We start from the raw sequence: 16,104 nt of genomic DNA on the forward strand, positions 1-16,104 counted from the left end.
CGAGCTGGAAGAACAGGTTCGCGGCTTCGACCTCGAACGGGTAGTACCCGACCTGACATCACGTGCGCGAGTACGGGCTGGCCGCAAGCTCGGTAATCGTGGTCAGAGCCTCCCCGGCAATCCTTCTCCGAGGAGGCTCTGACCGCTGCTGGCTTACCGGTTCGGCTATCTCACAGGCGCGGGTCCTGCTGGACCTTCAGGGCGTTGAGGATCGGGTCGCGCTCGCCGATCTCGCTGCGGAGCTCGACCTTCAGATCGCCATCGGCGTGCTCGGCGGTCACCGTGTTCATGTCCGCGGTCAGCGCACCCGCCTTCGCCTGCACGTCGTGGTCGTGGAGGACGGCCTTGCCGTCGACCAGGACGTCGAACGTCCGCATGCCGGCCTTGACCTTCTCGATCTCCGCGAAGTCGAGGCCGATCTGGTACGTCCCGGCGGGCGCGTTCTTGAACACGTAGGTGAACGTCTTGCCGGTCCGCTGGGTGCGGAACAGCGCGTCGTCCTCGGTGCCGGCGATGTCGGCCGTGGTGGCACGTGCCGTGCCGCCGACGTAGCCCCACGGGCCGGAGCCGAACTCCTGGTCGGGCGACCAGACGAAGCCGTCGGCACCGACGTGCCCGGACCCGCCGACGTCGACGCCCTGCCAGTAGGCCGAGGTCGCCAGGCGGACGGGCGTGTACTGGGTCTCGCCCTTGCCGGCGTTCGACGCCACGAGCAGGTCCCCGACGAGCACGCCGGGCTCGACGTCGGCGTTGTCGGCGGTCGCCGTGACCGTGGTGGACTCGCCGACCGCGAGCGTGACCGTGCCGGTCGCGGCCGCGCCCGTGAGGGTCAGCCACGGAAGGTCGGCGGCCTCGTGCCCGCCGCTGGTGCGTTTCTGCTCGCTGAGCCGCACCTCGAGCGGGGCGGAGCCGGTGTTGGTCACGGTCACGTCGGCCGTCGCCTTCTGGTCCGGGCCGAGGAACCAGTCGAGGTCACCTCCGGTGACGGTCGCGACGCCCGTGGTCAGCGCCGTGTCGAGCACCTCGGCCTGGTCCTTCCTGGCGATGGTCACCGGGCGGCTGGCCGTGACGTAGTTCGGCGCCCAGACCTCCACGGTGTTCTCGCCGACCAGCGCCTGGGCCTTCCACCGGCCCTTCGCGTCGGCCGTGATGACCCGGTCACCGCTCGGCCCCCTGAGCGTGACGATCGCGCCCGCGATCGGCTTGCTGTCGTTCGCGTCGGTGACCGTGCCCTCGATCGTGCCCGCGGCCGGGAGGGTGTACTCGAGCCCCAGGCCGGCCGTGAGGACGGGCTGGTTGAAGGAGTACTGGCTCGCGGGGTTGCGCGTCAGGCTCTCCACGCCGACGGTCGCCGACGATCCGCGGGTGACGGGGTTGTCGCCGCCAATGCCGTCGCCGTACCCGATCTGGATGCGGCCGTCCGCGATCAGGGTGACCGAGAAGCTCACCCGGGCCGCACTGTCGCTGTAGAAGGTGGCGTTGCGCCACTCGATGACCTCAGCGGCCAGGCCGTCCACCTCGGTGGTGCCGAAGTAGATGCCCGCCTGGTCGTCGACGACCAGGTCGTCCCAGAACGGATAGATCGCGTCGAACTCGTACGGCGACGGCAGCGCCGTGTTGTTCCCCACGGCGCTGGCCTGGTCGAAGATCAGCTGGCCGTTCGTCGTCACGCACACGCCGTCCCAGGCCGTGTCGTAGAACGGGAACAGGAAGCTGGAGTCGAACCACAGCACGCCGCAGACGTCGTCGCCGTGCCACCCGGACTCCTCCGCGCCCTGGCGGTAGAGCCCGTCGGTCACCTTCATCGAGTACGAGCGACCGGCGGGGGCCACCGGCACGGGGCCCGGCTCCGGCTGCTCGGGCTGGGGCTCCGGCTCCGCCTTGTCGCCGCGCGGGTCGCGCGTCACCCGCAGCGCGGCGATGGTCGGAGCCCGTAGGCCCCTCGAACCCCGCAGCTCCACGGTCAACGGACCGCCCTCGTGCGTCACGACGGCGGTGCGCCAGTCGGCGGCGTTCGGCCCCACGGCCGCGGCCGCGTCGTACGCGTACTCCGTCAGCTCGTCGTCGACGAGGACGTCGAACACCCGCTTGCCCCGGTCCACCTGCGCGATCTCCGCGAACCCAAGGTCGACGGCGTAGGTGCCCTTCGGCGCGTCGGGGAACGTGTAGACCAGGTCCTTGCCCGGCGTGGTGCGCTGGGACTGGAACAGGGCGTCGTCCTCGGTGCCCCCGATCGCGGAGCCCGTGGAGACCGTCTTGTCCTTCCCGGCGTAGCCCCACGCCCCGTCACGGGCCGCCTGGTCGCCCGACCACGTGAAGCCGGAGGCGTCGGTGAACGAGGACCCGCCGGCGTTGACGCCGACCTGGTACGTCGTGGTCGTGAGCGTCACTGGGACGTACGTCTTGGACTGGCGTCCGGAGTCGGACCGCACCACGATGTTCGCGCCGAGGACCCCTGGCTTGGCGTCCTTCGAGGAGATCGAGACCTTGACCGTGGTCGACTCGCCCGGGGCAAGGGTGCCGCCGTTCGAGGAGAGCGACAGCCAGGGCAGGTCGGTGAGCAGGTCGTCCTCGACGTCGACGAGCACGATGTCGTCGGCGATCTGGTCCGCCGCCCACAGCGCCCCGGTCGAGTCGGTCTCGAGGCCGCCGCCCTGGCCCGCCTTCTGGCCGGGGAACCACCACGCGTTGACCAGCGAGCAGTCGTCGGGGTCGACCTGCAGCAGGCGGGTGGGCCTGTTCGAGGTGAGGTCGGTGTACCAGATGGTGTCGGACGCCTGGTTGTAGGCCAGGCCCATCACCTCGGGCAGCGGCGGGGCGCAGAAGGACAGCAGCGCACCCGCGTTGTCGTGCGACGTCCCGGCGACGGTCCCGATCATGCCGTTCGCCCGGCCGCCGACGTAGAACACGTCCTCCGTCGGGTTGTAGGCGAGCCCGGTCAGCTGCAGCGTGGACCAGTCACCCTTGATCTGCCGGGTCTCCTTTCCGGTCTTCCGGTCGAAGCAGTGGATGTAGCTGGCCGGGCTGTCCTCCATCTGGCACATGTCACCGGTCTTGGTGTCGAGCGCCATGTCGAACGCCCGGTACGTGGGGTTCCACGACGCGTCGAAGACCTTGCCGGTCGGCTTGCCCGTCACCGTGTAGGCGGTGTTGGTCCGCGCGTTGTAGTCGTGGACCCAGACGTCACCGTCGTACCCGATGCCGCTGGGCTCCTTCTCGGCGATCGTGCCGGGGATGGCGATCCGGGTGATGACGTCACCGCCGGAGGTCGTGCCGACCTTGCCGGCCGCCTCTGCTTCCGCGGCGCTCGCCGTCGCAGCCTTGCCGTCGACGTTCGACGGCTTCATGCCGCTCGCACCGGTCTTCCACGCGGTGAGGTCGATCGTGCTGTCCGCACCCGTCCCGGTGCGCGTGGTGGCGCCGACGGCGTCGAGCTCGGGGTGACGCGCGGCCTCGCCCAGGTTGTACGTGAGTGGGGCGGAACCGTTGTTGGTCAGCGTCAGCGTGCCCAGACCGTTCTGGTCGGTACCCAACACCGCGTCGAGGCCGTCGGCCTTCAGACCGGCGACACCCGTGGTCAGGCGCGCGTCGACCGTGGCGTTCGCATAGAGCTTGTCGAGGGAGAAGGGGTATGCCGCGGTCGTGTAGTTCGGCGCGTCGACCGTCATGGTGTAGTCGCCGACCGGAAGCTGGCGGTGCACGACGCCCGTCCCGTTGGTCGTGACGGTCTCGACGAGCCCGTTCTTGGTCGCGAAGGAGACCTTGGCTCCGGCCACCGGCAGCCCGTCGTTCTTGTCGACGACGGTCGCGTCGAGGTAGCCCCAGTCGGGGAGGTCGTAGGTGACGATCATCCCGTCGTGGAGCACCGGGGCGTTGTCGGAGAACCGGATGCCGTCCACGCCGGCCCAGCCCTGGATGCCGGTTGTGGTCTTGGCGCCGCCGGTCACCGGGTCGTCGGTGCCGATGCCGTCGCCGTACCCGAAGATCACCTTGCCCGAGCGGGTGAGCGTGGCCGAGAAGTTGACTGGCTCCGTGTACTCGGACCGGATCGGGTAGGCCCAGATCTTGGCGTTGCGGAACTCGACGACGAAGGCGTCCTCGCCGTCGACCTTGGTGGCCGCCGTGAAGACTCCTCCGCCGGGGGCGAACTCGACGGGGGTCTGCACCCAGAACGGGAAGACGCCCGCGCCGCCGCTGCCGGGACCGGTGGAGGTGTCCGGGGAGATCACCCCGCGCAGGCTGATGCCGAGCGAGTCGTGGCTCCCGTTGTAGAGCGCGATCGGGAACGGCAGCTTCACCGTCGCCCACACGCCGCTCGGGAACGCGACCGGGTCGGTGCCGCGCAGGTACTCGCCTTCGGAGACGGCGCAGCTGTAGCCGCCCTCGTCGACGACGAGCCCGACCGGGATCTCCGGCGACTCGTTCTGCGCGCCGACGGTCAGCGGGATGGTCGTGGGCGAGAAGCAGGCGTTGGGCTTGACGTTCAGCGTGTACCCGCCCTCGGGGACAGCGCTGATCGTGAACGCGCCGTTGGCGTCCGTGCGTACGGGCTTCAGCGGCGTGTCCTTGACGGCGACGTCGGCGTTCGGGACGGGCTGCTTCTTGTCGTCGACGACCCTGCCGCTGATGTCGTGCCTCGCGGCAGCCGTGAGCGGCAGCGTGACGGAGGTGTCCCGACCGAGGGAGATCGTGGCGTTGGCGGTCGCGGTCAGGTAGCCGAAGACCTTGGTGCTGAGCTGGTAGTCGCCGACCGGGAGGTTCGTCGTGAACCGGCCGTCCTCGTCGGTCCCGATCGACCGGCTGAACGGTCCGCTGATCGTCACCTCGGCGGCGGGGACCGGGGCGCCGTTGGCGGTGACGACACCGGTGAGGGTGCCGCCCTCCCGGGGCGCGAGCTCGAGCAGGCGGACGAGGTCGAGCCGGCCTTCGCCGTACTTGTTGTTGACGTCGGCGGTGCCGCCGCACTCGGTGTCGTCGACGTCGACGGCCGACTCGGCGAGCAGCCGGCGGGTCTCCTCGACCTGCCCGATGAGGGTCGGGTCGTAGCTCCACAGCGCCGCGACGGCGCCGGCGACGTGGGGAGCCGCCATCGACGTGCCGGACATCTCGGTGTAGCTGTTGTTCGGGTAGGACGACCGGACGGCGACGCCCGGAGCGGAGATCTCCGGCTTGATCCGGCCACCTTCACCCTCGCCCTTGCGGGAGAACGACGCGAGCGTGCCGCTGGAGTCGTACGCGCCGACGGAGTAGGCGCTCTCGGCGGAGCCGGGCGAGGAGACGGTGTCGCAGGCCGCGTACGGGGTGGTGTTGCCGGATGACCAGACGCTGAAGATGCCCGCGGCGCTCCAGGCCTCGTCGATGGCCCGGAAGAAGTCGTTGAAGTTGTGCTCGGCGTCCTGGCCCCACGAGTTGTTGATGACGTGGGGGCGCTTGGACGGGTCGGGGTTGTTCCCGTGGACGTCGGTCGGGGCGAGCAGCCACCAGCCGGACTCGAGCAGCGACTCAGGGCCGTTCGACGCGCAGCAGCCGTCCGTCGCGATCCACTGCGCGTCCGGGGCGACGCCGACGTGGTTGGTGCCGTCGTCGCCGACCATGGTGCCCATGGTGTGCGTGCCGTGGCCGTTGTCGTCGCACGGCACGCCCGTGCACGTGCCCCGGGTGGCCATCCAGTTGTAGTTGTGGTCGAACGTGCCGTCGGGCTTCGTGCCGCGGTACTGGTTCACCAGGGCGGGGTGGTCGAACTGGACGCCCGAGTCGAGGTTGGACACGGTGATGCCCGCACCGGTGGCGCCCATCGCCCACGCCTGCGGGGCGTGGATGGCGTCCAGACCCCACGAGACGGTGCCTGCCTCGGCGGCGGCCTTCGGCGCGGCGGGGCGGGCAGCCTGGTCAGCTGGAATCTTCTCGTCCACGGGCTCGACCAGCGCGACCTGCGGCGTCGCGTGAACCTCGGCGACCTGCCCGATCGAGGCCACGTTGAGGGCGAGGTTCTCGGTGCCCCCCTTGACGAGCACCGTGTTGGCGATCGGGTAGGAGGTGTACTTGACGCCTGCCCGGTCGAGTTCGGTGGAGACGGATGCCAGGGAGTCCTTCGCCGCTGCGGTCAGTGCGTCGTAGACGAACTGACCGCGAGCGGTCCAGTCGGCGATCTTCTTCGCCGGCGCGAGGTCGGCCTTGGTGCCGAACGTGATCCAGAAATCGGAGACCGGCTCCGTGCGGAAGCGGTCCTTCAGGTTCGACGCGATCTTCTTGGCGGCCGCGCCGGGATCCGGCTCGGCGGCGGACGCGGGTGGTGCCTGGATCATGCTCAGGCCGACCGCTACGGCCAGCGAAGCCGCGAGGGCTTTGAGTCTCATGTGGGGTCCTTCGGCCTACAGGGGCTGGTAGGGGTCGTGGCTCGTGTGGTCGTCGGCACCGCTGGCACCGTCGGCGTCGCGGACGTCGCGGGCGCTGACGTGCGGCTCGCGGGACAGCTCGGGTGGTGGCTGGTGCTCGCTGGTGGAGTCGTCACGCGCGACGGGTCGCTCAGGCATGCATTGGCCCAGGGCTATGGATCATGGGAGTCATGCTCGGGCGGACGAGCGACCTTCGCTATCCAGCGGATACGTCAATTTTCACGACGCGCCGTCGAGGGAGTCCTCTTCTGCGAACACTCCGGCCTCCACAGCCTTGACCGCGAGCGCGGTCCGGGAGGTCACCTTCAACTTGCGCATCGCCGCACGCAGCTGTTGGTCCACCGTGGCCGGCGACTTGGCCAGGATCCGGCTGATCTCCCGGTTCGTCTTGCCGGCGACCACGAGTTGGACCACGTCGAGCTCACGAGGTGAGAGCCGGTCACCGTACCCCCGTCGACCGCCGCGCCACAGTCGCGGAACCTCGGCGCCGTGTTCGCGAAGCCTCTGTGCGAGACGATCTGCATCGCCGCGGGCTCCGAGCCTGAACAGGTGCTCGTACTGTGCGGCCAGCAGCTCTCGGCCCTGTTCGACACGGCCCTGCGCCATGAGCGCCTCGGCTTGACGCTCGCGGGCGAGCATGGCGTCGTAGGGGCGCGGCAACGCGCTCCAGGCGCGCGCCGCCCGACCGTATGCCGTCGCCGCGCGGGCGTGGTCTCCGGCGGCGGCGAGCAGCAGCGCCCGGCATACGGTGAGGGCGGCGCGAGGCGCGGGCGCCGTACGGCCACGCAGTCCTCTGGCGAACTGGTCGCCCAGGCGTGTCGCGGTCTTGAGGTCGCCCGCGGCGAGGTGCGCCTCGATCCGGGCGGGGACGAGGTCCGTCGCCCAGACCCAGGTGCCTTTTCTCCGGACCGTGTCCACCGGCTCGTCCGTGATCTGCAGCGCCCGGCCGCTGTTTCCGTCCGTCAGCCACAGTCTGGCCAGCGCGGCGGCGGCCTCCATCGTGTCGTCGGCCGCGCCGAGACGGGCAGACTCCTCGAGGACCAGCCGGAACTGCTCCTCCGCAGCGCGCCGCCGTCCGGCCGCGGCTGCCAGCCGGGCCGCGAGCCGAACGCTGCCGAGGTAGTGCGCCGGCCGGTCCCGGTCGGCATCGGCGAGTGCCGCGCTCCGCTCCGCGAGACCCTCCCACCGGCCGGTGAGCCACGCCAGGTTGGCCTGTTCGAGGCGGACGTTGTACTGCAACCGGGACGCCTGCTCGGCCTCGGCAAGGCGCATGGCCACGGCGAGGTGTTTCTCCGCGTCGGCGTACCGACCCCAGATCAGTGCCCCGGTGCCGACATTCGCGTGGATGCGGGCCACGTCGAGACGCTCCGACGACGTCGCGCCGTCGACGGGCAGGCCAGCGACGACGTCCCAGGCCTCCTCCTCGCCGAGCATGAGCAACGCAGCGGCGCGGTTGCCGGCCAGGTTCAGCCGTTCCGCCGGAGAATCGAATTCGGCGGTGAGCTCAGCGGCGCGATCCAGCCAACGCCGATGGGTCGACGCCGGCCACGGTCCGGCATAGGCCCATCCGAGATACGTCATGGCCCGAGCCGCCTCGACCGGGTCATGGTCGAGGTTGGCCACCGCCTGCTCCAGCTCGCTGAGTGCGGCCTGCGCCTCACCCCCCGTGATCAGGAGCCGACCCAGGGGATTGCGGATCTCGGCCTGCTGGCGGGCGGAGAGACCGGGGGTCTCCAGCACCGAGCGCAAGGTACGGATCACGCGGTGGTAGACCTCGTCGACCGGTTCACGACGGCCGAGTGCGGCCACTCCGGCGATGCGCGCGACTCGTGCCCGATCGGCCGGCGGCAGCTCGGACCACGACAACAGATCGACCAGCAGGTCGACCGCCCTGGTGTGGTCACCCGAGGCCATGGCCAGCTCGGCGCCCTGCTCGGCGTACCGCGCCCAGGACTGCGTCTCGCCCGCCTCACGGAAGTGACGGGCGAGGCGCGCGACAGGCGGCGGATGGACGTCCTCCAAGGCCCGGCCGGCCAGCAGGTGGAAGTGTCTGCGGTCGGTCAACGGGATCGCTTCGTAGACAGCCGTGGCGGCCAGCACGTGTCGGAATCGCCACTGGTCACGGTCGTCTCCGTCCAGGACGCCGGCGTTGGCCGCCTCCGCGATGGCGCCTCGACACGCAGCTGGCGACAGACCGGCGGTCATCGCGATCGTGGCCACCGAGGACCGCTCAGCCAACGTGGCCGCGGCTCGCAACGCCTGCTGCGCCGTCGGCGACAGACGGCCCACGCGCTCCCGGGTGGAGTCGCGCACCGTTGGCGGCACCTGTAGCTCGCGCAGCTTCAGCCGGACCCACTGCCCGTTGCGGAAGACGAGGTCGGCACGGTCGCACATGAGGCGAACCGACTCCTCCAGCGCCAGAGGGACGCCGCCGGTCCGCTCGTGCATGAACGTCGTGAACTCCTGCGACAGGGGGTTGCCGTCCAGCATCGAGGACACCAGTGCTGCCGTGTCGTCGGGTCGCATCGGCGCCAGGGCGATCCTCAGTTGGGTCACGCCAACAGGCAACCGGGACGTCAGCCGCAGCAACAGCGAGCCGACGTCCACCTCCTCGGGCCGATAGGAGATCACGAGGCTTGGCCCGTCCGACTGCTGTCGGGAGGTGACGAACAGCAGGAACTCCAAGGTCACCTCGTCGGCCCAGTGAGCGTCCTCGAGCACGAGAACGTCGACACGCAGAGCCCGGAGCAGCTCGTCCAGGGCGCGGAACAGGCGATGCCGTGCCGCCTTCGCATCGTCCAAGGGCGGCAACGCGGGAGGCAGGTCCGAGGACCATTCGGGGAACAGGGGCCGTAACGCACCCGCGAGCTCGGTGAGCCGCAATCGCGACACCGGTCGGTCGATCCCACGGAACGCGTCGACGATCGGCCCCAACGTCAGCGACTCGCGAAGCGGTGGGCACACCGAGACGAGGGCAGTGCGTTGGTGTGGTGCGGCCAACCACTCTCGCAGCAGTCGGCTCTTCCCGATCCCCGCCTCGCCCTCTACCAGCACGATCGCCGGTGGCCGGGCCAAGGCGCCCCGGAGCGCCGCCATCTCCCGATCACGGCCCACGAAATGCGGCGTAGAAACCTTTGGTGAATTTTCGTCGTCCTCGGGGGAGGGGTCGAGCATGCGTGATGATCTCGCTTCTCGCTGCTCGGGCGCAAGTACCGTCGCGACGTCGTCGTCGCCTCGCGTCCGTGGAGGCCGCACCGACCCGACGCCCCGGGCCTCACGCCTCGGTCGTCACGCGGGCGAGGACGACACCGGCCAGGATGAGCGCGAGCGCGGCGATCCTTCCGATCGACACCGGGTCGCCGAAGAGGACGACGCCGAGCACGATCGCCCCGAGAGCGCCGATGCCGGTGAAGACGGCGTACGCCGTGCCGACGGGAAGCGACTCCATGGCCCGGGAGAGCAGGTACACCGCCGACACACCCAGCACGACGCAGAGCGCGGTGGGGCCGGGCCGCGTGAAGTGGTGGGTGGGCTTGATGCTCTGCGACCAGGCGATCTCGAACAGGCCGGCGAGGATGAGGAGCGGCCAGCCGGTCATGACACGGCCTCCACCTCGGCCGCCAGCTCGTCGGCGACCGCCTCGATCCGGGCCAGCGCAGCCGTCACGGACGCCGCGTGCCTGTCCCGCAGGTGCGCCAGGCCCGGGTCGAGTCGTGCGTTGGTCAGCTCCGCGTGGACGAACCGGACGTCCTGCACCGCGAAGTGCCCGACGATGAAGTCTCGCAGGTAGCGTTCCTGGTGGTCGTAGGGAGCGCGCGGAGCGCCCTCGACGTACGAGCCGCCGCGCGCCCCGGCCACGACGAACCGCTTTCCGGCGAGGTTCATCCGCGGGAAGGTCACCTGGTCGATCCAGGCCTTGAGGGACGCGGGGACCGAGAAGTTGTACATCGGGACGCCGATCAGGACGACGTCGGCCGCGAGCAGCTCGTCGAGGAGCGGCTGCACCACCGCCCAGGCGCGGCGCTGGGCCGGCGTGCGTACCGCTTCGCGGTATCGCCCGGGATCGGTGATCTGCTCGGCGAGCATCGTGTCGCAGATCTGCGTCCACGCCTCGCCGATCGGCGGGATCGGCTCCCGCGTCAGGTCGCGGTGGGTGTACCCGCCGTTCGGGTACGCCTCACGCCAGCGACGCGCGAAGCGTGCGCCGAGGTCGCGTGAGAACGACGCGGTCCGCGCGCTGGAGTCCAGGTGGAGCAGATTCGGCATGTCTGGCCCTCCTCGAAGTAACCGGACGCGATGTCCAATTATGGATCGTACGGAGAACTGGACGTCGTGTCCAGATACTCCTAGGCTCGATCCTGTGACGCGTCAGTCGGTGGAGCACCCGCACAACGAGCGCGCCGACGCGGCCCGTAACCGTCGGCTCATCCTCGAGGCGGCTGACCGGCTCTACGTCGAGAGGGGCGCCGCGCACGTGACGATGGACGACATCGCGCGTGCCGCAGGCGTCGGCCGGGGCACGCTGTACCGCAGGTATCCGGACCGTGCGTCGATCGCGCTGGCGCTGCTCGATGCGCACGAGCGCGACCTCCAGGAGGCGCTCCTGCGGGGAGAACCTCCACTGGGTCCGGGTGCGGCGCCGGCCGAGCGACTGGCCGCCTTCTACGCCGCGATGGTCGCTCTGCTCGACCGGCACGTCCACCTGGCGCTCGGCGCCGAGGTCGGCCGTTCCCGGTTCGAGGCCGGCGCCTACGGGTTCTGGCGAGCACACGTCCGCGCCCTGGTGGCCGAGGCGGGCCACGAGGATCCCGACGCGATGGTCGAGCCGCTCCTGGCCCCGCTCGCGCCCGACGTCTTCGCCCGGCAGCGGGAGATCGGCATCGACGCCGACCGCATCGTGGCCGCCCTGGAACGCCTCGCCCGCGCCGTGCTCGGGTGAGCGCGGGGGCCGCCTGAACCCACCCGTCGGCTCCACCGCGGCCGCCGATCGACCCAGATGACTGCGCCCGTCCTGTCGCGTTCAAGTGGGGCAATCTAGGGTCTCCTCGTGAGCCTCGGCCTGGACCTGCACCTCGACCTCTCACCCGTCCGGCCCGGACGGTCGTTGGAGGCGGCTCTGCGCGCCGCCATCCTCGACGGCCGGCTCAGCCCGGACACCCGGTTGCCCGCGGCCCGGACACTCGCCGCCGACCTCGGCATCAGCCGCAACACCGTGGCCGACGTGTACGCGCAGCTCGCCGCCGAGGGCTGGCTGGAATCGAGGGTCGGCGCGGGAACCTGGGTCTCCGCCCAGACGCCCTCGTACGTGCAGGCGGGTCCGCGCCAGCGGGCGGTCCGGCGTCGCTGGATCGACCTGCGGGGCGGGATACCGGACGCCGCCGGGTTCGCGCGCCGGGAGTGGGCGTCAGCGGCACGCCAGGCGACCCTGGACGTCACCACCGCCGAACTCGGCTATCCCGACCCCGCCGGCACCACGCGGCTGCGCGGCGCGCTGTCGTCGTACCTGGCCCGCACCCGCGGCGTCGCCGTCGAACGTGAACGCGTCGTGGTCGGCCAGGGATTCGGTGAGCTGCTCGTGCTCCTGTGCCGGGCCCTGCGCCAACGCGGCGCGACACGGATCGCCGTCGAGGAGTACGGCCACGACACGCACCGACGGTTGATCGCCTCGACCGGGATAACGCCCGTACCGGTGGCGGTCGACGGGGACGGTGCCGACGTCCAGGTCCTGGAGAAGCTGGACGTGTCGGCGGTGCTTCTCACACCCGCCCACCAGTTCCCCGTCGGCGTACCTCTCGCCGCCGACCGGCGCCGCTGGCTCGTCGGCTGGGCGGAGCGGCGCGACGCCCTCGTCATCGAGGACGACTACGACGGCGAGTTCCGCTACGACCGGAGGGCGATCGGCGCGCTCCAGTCCCTGGCGCCCGAACGGGTCGCGTACCTGGGCACCGCCAGCAAGGCGGTGGCGCCGGCCGTCGGCCTGGCGTGGGGAGTGCTGCCCACGTGGCTGCTGCCCGACGTGCTGGAGCAGCGTGCGCTCTCCGGCGGGCAGCCGGCCGCGCTGCATCAACTGGCGCTCGCCAGGTTCGTCGAGGCCCACGACTACGACCGCACCGTCCGGCGGCTGCGCGCCACCTACCGGTCGCGTCGCCAGCGCCTGGAGGAAATCGTCGCGGACCGGCTTCCCGGCTGCGAGGTGACCGGTCTCGCCGCCGGCCTCCAATGCCTGGTCACCCTGCCCGCCGGGACTGCCGAGGAGGTGGTCGAGCAGGAAGCCGCCGCGCGCGGGCTGCGGTTGGAGGGCCTGGGCTGCTTCCGCTTCGGCCCGGGGCGGAAACCACACGGGCCCGCCCTGGTGATCGGGTACGGCGGCCCGGCACCGGGGCAGTACGAGACAGCGCTCGCGCTTGTCGTGGAGAGCATCCGGGGGAGCGCCCGAGGGCGAGCAGATTGACCCAGGGCGGAGCCGGCGGATTGCCCCAGGAAGCCGGTGCGATCGAGCCTTAGCGTCCTCGGCATGACAGCGACTGACTACGTCCCGATCCCCGCGCGTCTCGACTTCGACGCACTCGTGCCCGCTTTCGCCCGCGCCGTGAACGACCTGGACGAGGCCGCCACGGCGGAGCTGGACCGGGTTGGCATCGACCCGGCGCTGCGCGAGCTGGTGCGGCTGCGCGCCTCCCAGCTCAACGGCTGCGCCTACTGCGTCGACATGCACGGCCGCGCCGCCCGCCGGGCCGGTGTCACGCCGCAACGCGTCGACGCCGTCGCCATCTGGTCCGACTCCAACCTCTTCACCGCCGCCGAGCGCGCCGCCCTCCACTTCGCGGAGGACGTCACCCTGCTCGCCAGCACGAAGGTGCCCGCGTCGACCGTCCAAGCCGTCGTCGCGACCTACGGGGAGGAGGGCGCCGCAGCCCTGCTCACCCTCGTCATCGCGATCAACACCTGGAACACGATCGGCGTGACCACGCGCTGTTGGCCGACCGCCATCCGGCGTCGCGACTAGGGCGTGTCTTCAAAGGATCTTGGTGTCGGATCATGTAGCGCGTGGGTCGTCGCTACGAGGTGTCTGGCGGCCACGGTGCCGCTGGGGGCAGGTGTGGCCCGCTGATCGCGCCGGCAGTGACTAGTCAGCGACGTGGATGACGATCTTGCCGCGGCGTTTGGCAGTCTCGAGTGCCTCGTAACCTGAGCGCGTCTCAGTGAGGGGCAGCACGCGGTCCAGCACCGGCCTCAACCGGCCGTTGTCGACGAGCTCGGCGATGGAACGCAACGCGTTCTGGTCGGGCTCGACGACGAAGAACACGCCGCGGGCGCCGTGCCGGGCTGCTTCCTGCTGGTCGGGTGGACTGACGAGGCTGACCAGCACACCGCCCGGTTTCAGGACCGACCAGGACCGCGACTGCGTGGCTCCTCCGACAAGATCAACGACCACGTCCAGGTCGCGAACGTGATCCTCGAAGCGGTCGTGCGCGTAGTCGATGACCTGCTCGGCACCCAGACCCTTGACGAATTCCAGATCGGCCGCCGCCGCCGTGGCGCTCACGCGAGCACCGAGACCGGCCGCGAGCTGCACCACGTAGATCCCCACGCCGCCGGCGCCGCCCTGCACCAGCACGTGCTGGCCGGCCTGCAGGTCAGCGTGGTCTACCAGTGCCTGCCAGGCGGTCAGCGCAGCCAGTGGGAGCGCCGCGGCGTGGTCGTGGTCGACTGTGACGGGTTTGGCCGCCAGGACGGCCGCGGGCAGGGCGACGAACTCGGCCGCCGCGCCGTCACGGGTGAAGGGGATCAACCCGTAGACGGCCTCCCCCTCCGCGGGGCCTTCCACCCCCGCCCCGCGGGCCGCGACCACTCCGGAGAACTCGTGCGACGGGATGATCGGGGTGCGCTCGGGTCCTGTCCCGTCCATGCTGTGCGTCCAGGTCGCCGACCAGCTGAGCTCGGTGGGTGTCATGGAAGCGGCCTTGACGGCCACCAACACCTCACCAGGCCCCGGCTCGGGCCGTGGCGCCTCCTCGTACACAAGTTGCTCCGGCCCGCCCCTGGTGTGAGCTCTCACGGCGTGCATCGTGCTCATCCGACGGCTGCTCCTTCCGACCGCATTCGATCAGCCCACCGGCCCACCCCTGGGGGTGAGCCAAGGGCTGACTCCCGCATTATCTGACGGTTCGGCGGCCGCCGGCCGGACTTCCGCAACCCCTTGCCCCCTCGGCGCCCAGAACGGAGAAATGGGGGTCGAGGCCCCACGCGTGGGCGGCTGGCCATGTGCCGGGCGTATGGGCCGTCGGTACGGGTCTGGGAACACGCACCGCAGTGCGCGCCGGGACCGCGGCGATGGCCAGGTGATCAGCTGGCGGCCCCGCCGCTCATCGCGAGGTCGCCGTTGAGGCCGGAGGGATAGAAGCCGCCGGAGTTCGTCGGGCCCGCGTTGAGGTACACGATATTCAGGACCGACTGGGCCGAGCGGCCGTAGGCGATGCCGTCGGCGTCCGTGGGAACGAGGTTCGCCTCGGCGCTGGTGCCGATACCCTGGTCGTCGTCGACCGGCCCGTCGAGACTGTTGCGGGCGTCGGAGAGCTTCTGCACGCCCGCGAAGACGGCATCGTCGATCATGCCTTCGTTGTAGAGCGCAGAGCGGACGATCCCGGCATGGTACGCCTCCGTGGCGAGCAGACCCGCGGCAGCGTCCAGGTACGTCTTGTTGGACAGCAGCGGTGCCGCTCCTTTGAAGGCGGAGACGCCGACGTCCTCGAACAGGAACGCGGCGAACAGGAAGTTGAGATCGTTGGCATACGGGTCGAAGATCTCGCCCGGCTTGATGAGCCCGGCCGCGGTGGCCGCCGCGGTGAAGCTCGTGTCCAGAGAGATCGCCGGACGGGAAACGGCGTGCTCCCCGAGGGCGGACCGCAGGAAGGCCACATGCTGCCGCTCGTCCGAGGCGATCTCGCGTGCGAACGTGCGTACCACCGGGTTGCTGAAGTTGACCATGCCCCCACCGGTCACCTCACCCCGGGTGCCGGTACCGGTGGTCATCTCGTCCGGCAGTCCCTGCCCCGTGGTGGCGCGAAGGTAGAACTCGGCTTCGAGGTATTCGAGGTTGAGTGCGAAGTTCAGGATCGTCGCGTCACTCGGCCCGGAGCCGTCCGGCGATTGCGCGCCGGGATTCGTCGGATCCGTCATCGACGTGAGCTTCCGTCCATCGTCATCCGACTCTGCGCTGCGCGATACCGCCTCTTTGATGAATTTCTTGACCATGGAAGCCGGCCCCCGTTCCGGTCCACGGCACACCGAGTACTCCATCGATATGTCACCGGTGCGCCACGCGCTACTGCCGTCGGCGCTCACGCTAGTGCGTGGCTGTCTCGGCCGTACTCCTTTCCCGAACCTTCGCCTCCGGGCGGCGGGGATGGCCGCACGACGGCGGAGGCCAACCAACAGCGATGACAGATGGAACCGAAGACGATCCACACCCACGCGGTTTCAGATCCGACCGTCCCGACGGGTCGACCAGGGCTGGTCACCGGCCCACCCGAGCGCAGCGGCGCGGTCGGTGAGCGCGAACAAGGCGTCCGCCCGACGCGGCAGACACCGGCAGAAGCCCCGACGAAACCCGGCCAGCCCCGCAGCGGAGCCTCAGCCGACCCGGCACCGACGTGTTCGGCCTGGGCGTGTCGGGCAAACGAGGCCACCCAGGTCGTGGCCGGTCCGT

Annotated in this window: 10 protein-coding genes; 3 read left to right on the forward strand and 7 right to left on the reverse strand. The window is 70.6% G+C overall.

Features of this window, described 5'->3' with window-relative positions; genetic code table 11:
* Positions 1-170: 170 nt before the first annotated feature.
* From D7193_RS32375 to D7193_RS32390, 5 genes are all read right to left on the reverse strand, one after another.
* Complete coding sequence (locus D7193_RS32375) at positions 171-6,356, reverse strand: S8 family serine peptidase (protein WP_120783480.1); 6,186 nt, start codon at positions 6,354-6,356, stop codon at positions 171-173.
* A gap of 15 nt (positions 6,357-6,371) precedes the next feature.
* Positions 6,372-6,533 carry a hypothetical protein gene (locus D7193_RS33615; RefSeq protein ID WP_158674899.1) on the reverse strand — a complete coding sequence of 54 codons (162 nt, stop codon included), beginning with the start codon at positions 6,531-6,533 and terminating at the stop codon, positions 6,372-6,374.
* Between the two features lie 81 nt (positions 6,534-6,614).
* Positions 6,615-9,569, reverse strand: coding sequence for an ATP-binding protein (locus D7193_RS32380; protein ID WP_120783481.1), 2,955 nt, complete (start codon positions 9,567-9,569; stop codon positions 6,615-6,617).
* 100 nt (positions 9,570-9,669) lie between these two features.
* Positions 9,670-9,993, reverse strand: coding sequence for a DMT family transporter (locus D7193_RS32385; protein ID WP_120783482.1), 324 nt, complete (start codon positions 9,991-9,993; stop codon positions 9,670-9,672).
* On the reverse strand, positions 9,990-10,661 hold the full coding sequence (locus D7193_RS32390; protein WP_120783483.1) for an FMN-dependent NADH-azoreductase: 672 nt from the start codon (positions 10,659-10,661) through the stop codon (positions 9,990-9,992). Before D7193_RS32390 ends, D7193_RS32385 begins: the two co-directional genes overlap by 4 nt.
* Positions 10,662-10,755: 94 nt before the next feature.
* On the opposite strand from D7193_RS32390, the gene D7193_RS32395 reads away from it, so the two are divergent.
* From D7193_RS32395 to D7193_RS32405, 3 genes are all read left to right on the forward strand, one after another.
* Positions 10,756-11,334: a TetR/AcrR family transcriptional regulator gene (locus D7193_RS32395; protein ID WP_241563716.1), complete on the forward strand. Its 579-nt coding sequence runs from the start codon at positions 10,756-10,758 to the stop codon at positions 11,332-11,334.
* Between the two features lie 108 nt (positions 11,335-11,442).
* Positions 11,443-12,846, forward strand: coding sequence for a MocR-like pyridoxine biosynthesis transcription factor PdxR (gene pdxR, locus D7193_RS32400; RefSeq protein ID WP_120783485.1), 1,404 nt, complete (start codon positions 11,443-11,445; stop codon positions 12,844-12,846).
* A gap of 63 nt (positions 12,847-12,909) precedes the next feature.
* Positions 12,910-13,401: a carboxymuconolactone decarboxylase family protein gene (locus D7193_RS32405; protein WP_120783486.1), complete on the forward strand. Its 492-nt coding sequence runs from the start codon at positions 12,910-12,912 to the stop codon at positions 13,399-13,401.
* A 120-nt stretch (positions 13,402-13,521) separates the two neighbouring features.
* Here D7193_RS32405 and D7193_RS32410 read toward each other — a convergent pair whose 3' ends face one another.
* Complete coding sequence (locus tag D7193_RS32410) at positions 13,522-14,472, reverse strand: NADP-dependent oxidoreductase (protein ID WP_206612051.1); 951 nt, start codon at positions 14,470-14,472, stop codon at positions 13,522-13,524.
* Positions 14,473-14,741: 269 nt separating this feature from the next.
* Positions 14,742-15,650 (reverse strand): ferritin-like domain-containing protein, encoded by a 909-nt coding sequence (locus tag D7193_RS32415; RefSeq protein WP_120783487.1) that lies wholly within the window; start codon positions 15,648-15,650, stop codon positions 14,742-14,744.
* Positions 15,651-16,104 lie beyond the last annotated feature (454 nt).

Origin of the sequence: Micromonospora costi (assembly GCF_003626655.1) — a bacterium.
In the GTDB taxonomy this organism is placed as follows: Bacteria; Actinomycetota; Actinomycetes; order Mycobacteriales; family Micromonosporaceae; genus Micromonospora; species Micromonospora costi.

What these genes read in the sequence shown, in the direction of transcription:
- D7193_RS32375 (WP_120783480.1), bottom strand. Translation starts at nt 6,356, where the DNA reads ATGAGACTCAAAGCCCTCGCGGCTTCGCTGGCCGTAGCGGTCGGCCTG.
- D7193_RS33615 (WP_158674899.1), bottom strand. Translation starts at nt 6,533, where the DNA reads ATGCCTGAGCGACCCGTCGCGCGTGACGACTCCACCAGCGAGCACCAG.
- D7193_RS32380 (WP_120783481.1), bottom strand. Translation starts at nt 9,569, where the DNA reads ATGCTCGACCCCTCCCCCGAGGACGACGAAAATTCACCAAAGGTTTCT.
- D7193_RS32385 (WP_120783482.1), bottom strand. Translation starts at nt 9,993, where the DNA reads ATGACCGGCTGGCCGCTCCTCATCCTCGCCGGCCTGTTCGAGATCGCC.
- D7193_RS32390 (WP_120783483.1), bottom strand. Translation starts at nt 10,661, where the DNA reads ATGCCGAATCTGCTCCACCTGGACTCCAGCGCGCGGACCGCGTCGTTC.
- D7193_RS32405 (WP_120783486.1), top strand. Translation starts at nt 12,910, where the DNA reads ATGACAGCGACTGACTACGTCCCGATCCCCGCGCGTCTCGACTTCGAC.
- D7193_RS32410 (WP_206612051.1), bottom strand. Translation starts at nt 14,472, where the DNA reads ATGAGCACGATGCACGCCGTGAGAGCTCACACCAGGGGCGGGCCGGAG.
- D7193_RS32415 (WP_120783487.1), bottom strand. Translation starts at nt 15,650, where the DNA reads ATGGTCAAGAAATTCATCAAAGAGGCGGTATCGCGCAGCGCAGAGTCG.